At 71.7% G+C, this 2,965-nt stretch carries 2 protein-coding genes and 1 pseudogene; all 3 read right to left on the reverse strand.

All coding sequences use genetic code 11. The features are described from left to right. On the reverse strand, positions 1 to 1,162 hold a 1,162-nt coding region (locus ABZ641_RS31305), incomplete at its 3' end, for a beta-1,3-glucanase family protein (RefSeq protein WP_359987272.1). 311 nt (positions 1,163 to 1,473) lie between these two features. After that, entirely contained in the window at positions 1,474 to 2,193 is a 720-nt protein-coding gene (locus ABZ641_RS31310) for a hypothetical protein (protein ID WP_359987275.1), read from the reverse strand. After that, a pseudogene (locus ABZ641_RS31315) lies at positions 2,190 to 2,965 on the reverse strand (hypothetical protein); the annotation flags it as partial. The gene ABZ641_RS31310 and the pseudogene ABZ641_RS31315, both read right to left, overlap by 4 nt.

The raw sequence follows: 2,965 nt of genomic DNA on the forward strand, positions 1-2,965 counted from the left end.
CCCCGGACGGGTGCACGTCGTCGTACGGGAAGGCGTAGCCCAGACCGTCGGGGGTGGTGCTGTGCAGGATCCGGGCGTAGTGGTTGGTGCGCGGCTTGGTGTAGAAGGCCGACGGGTTCTCGGCGGTCGGCTGGTTCGGGTTGTCCAGCAGGGTGGTGCGGTTGAAGGCGGCGGCGAGTCGGGCGCTCAGGTTGCCCATCTCGTCGTTGCCGGTGGTGAAGGGTGCGTCGCTGCAGGAGAAGATCGACAGGGTGGAGGGCCGGGCGAAGCTGCCGACGCCGGGGAAGGTCAGCGTGTCGCCGTTCACCCGGCCGGTGACGGTGCCCCAGGTGAACTGGGTGTCGATCTTGAGGTCGGTGGTGCGGTACTTGGTCCACACCTGGTCGACGTAGCTGTCGAAGTAGCCCTTGAACAGTGCGCTGTTGCCGCGGATCGCCAGGTTGGGGCTGAGCACCCGCAGGTCCGCGCCGTTCTTGCTGACGATCAGTCGGCTCCAGTCACTGCCGTCGGCCGCGGACTGCGCCCGCAGCGCGCTCGCGACCCGGGAGAGCCCGTCGGCGGGCAGGCCGCGCACGTTCTGGGTGCCCTGCCCGGTCTCCAGCTGGAAGGAGATCGGCAGGCCGACCATGTCGACGAAGGTGATGTTGGCGTACAACTGGTCGTTGTTGAACGTGAATTCGCAGAAGTCGTGGCGGATGTCGATGTTCGGGTCGGACGGGTTGCTCACCGACGGAAGGGCGAGGCCGCCGCCGCGGTTCATCAGGAAGGTGAGCTTCGAGCCGACGGCGAAGTAGATGCGGCCGCTGTCCAGGCGCGGCAGGGTCACCCGGCGGGGGCCGGCGCCGGAGCCGTTGAGCGCGATGGCGCAGTCGACGCCCAGCGGCGTCTGGTCGTTGGCCGGGGACGGCGGGTGGTACAGGCTGCTGCCGTTCGCCTGCACGAAGGCCCAGTTGCCGCCCGCGGCGGGGTCGCGGCCGAGGACGTAGGCGTAGACGGTGTTGTTCCCGGTGGTGTTGACCAGGTCCAGCGGCAGGGTGACCGAGGTCGACGCGCCGGCACTGGACTGCAGCCAGGTCACCGCGGCGGGCACGGTGAGGGCCACGCCCGCAGTGGCGGCGAGGAGCTTGCGGCGTGATATCGGGCGCTGGTGACGAGGCGTCATGAGTGGGGGTTCCGTTCTCCGCGGGTCGGGTGGGGGAGCGGGGGAGGCAACTGCCGTACGGTGTGCCGGAAATGGCGGTCCGGACGGTGAGAGCGCTCTCAGGTGTGGAGCGGTGTCGCCCGTGGGCCTGAATATTACGGAGCGGCAACCGTCATGGCAATGTCATGCAACGACCATGACAGGGCTCTGACCTGCGGTTTCGTCGGAAGGCTCGGTCCTTAACCCTCTCTTAAGCCTGAGTTGATGCGCAGAGAGGGCTCTCAGGAACGACGGCGGAGGCGGGCCGGAGGGGGCTCCGGCCCGCCCCGGGATCAGGCGTTCAGGGTGGTGATGTTCCACCAGCGTTCGTCGCCGAGAGTGAGCGTGATCGGCGTCGGGCGGGCCGGGTCGCGGTGGAGCAGGGCCGGGTAGGTCCGGTCGGGCAGCGGCCGGGTCGTCCACGGAAGGCCGCCGTGGCCGCCGTCGGGCACCGCCGGGATGCTCAGCTCGACGGCCCCGGCCAGGTCGGCCTGGGTGACGCCCTCGGGCACCCGCTGGAGGCTGATGATCTGCTCGTAGTGCGGCCGCTTGACCAGGCGGTGGGCGATGTGGGCCTCGTCGCCGCGGCCGTAGACCAGATAGGTGAGGTGGGCCGGGAAGTCCTCCTCGCTGAAGCGGCGGAAGGTCAGCACCCGCTCGATGCACGCGGTGAACCCGCCCGAGATCGGCTCCCACACCCGGTCCTCGCCGTTGCCGGTCTGGGTGACCCGGTCCAGCCGGGCCGGGTACTCGGTCACCGTGCCGTCGCCGATCGGGGGCAGCACCATGTCCTCGGTGTTGCGCACCGCGTGCCAGCTCTCCGGGTGGTCGGCGCGGTCCTTGAGGTAGATGTCGACGACGTCGTTCGGCAGCCGGTACTCCAGCACCACCTGGTAGCGGTGCTCGGCCATGCCGAACATCGCCAGGTGGTAGCCGAAGACGGTGTCCCGGCCGGACAGGATGAAGGAGTGGACGGACGGGTCCTCGTGCTCGTGGTCGTGACGGGTGGTCATGCGGATGTCCTCTCGGTCGGTGGGTGCCCGGTCGGTGGGTGCCCGGTGGGCGGGGGGCCGGTCGGTGGGTGCCCGGTCGGTGCGTGGCGGCGGCGCCAGAAGGGCCGGTCGGCCCAGCGGCGTTCCGCCGCGTACGCCGTGCGGTGGTTGCGCCGGTACGCGGTGACCAGGGCGTCGACGTTCCGGCGGTAGGCGTCGAGGGCGGTGGTGTCGCCGTCGAGGCGGGCATGGACGGCCAGCGCGGCGGTGGTGCCGGTGTGCAGGGCGGTGAGGACGCCCTGCGAGGAGATCGGGTCGAACGCGGCGGCGGCGTCGCCGACCGCCGTCCAGCCGTCGCCGGTCGGGGTGTCGAGGTGCGAGGAGTGTGCGGGCGCCCGCCGGGGCCGGCCCTCGCCCGGGGGATGCGCCGCGGCCCGTTCGGCGGCGTACCGGGTGGTGCCGAGCAGCCGGTCGAAGGCCGCACGGTCCCCCGGCGGGGGCGGGCCGAGGTCGGCGTCGGTGAAGTGGGCGACCAGCCGGCCGCCGGTGGGCAGCGGGGCGGTGTACCACCAGCCGTCCGCCGCGGACTCGACCAGGGACGTGGACTCGACCGGTGTGGAGGACCCGGTCGGGGAGGAGGGCCCGGCCGGTGACCGGGCCGGGAGTTCCAGCAGGGTGGCGACCAGGCGGTCCGTGTGCCGCCGGTCAGGTGCGGCACGGTGGCGCGCAGCCCGCGCAGTTCGTTGAGCACCTCCGGCTCTGGCAGGGCCGGTGTCCGCTTCGCCGTGAACTG

Source organism: Kitasatospora sp. NPDC007106 (assembly GCF_040634455.1).
Taxonomy (GTDB): domain Bacteria; phylum Actinomycetota; class Actinomycetes; order Streptomycetales; family Streptomycetaceae; genus Kitasatospora; species Kitasatospora arboriphila.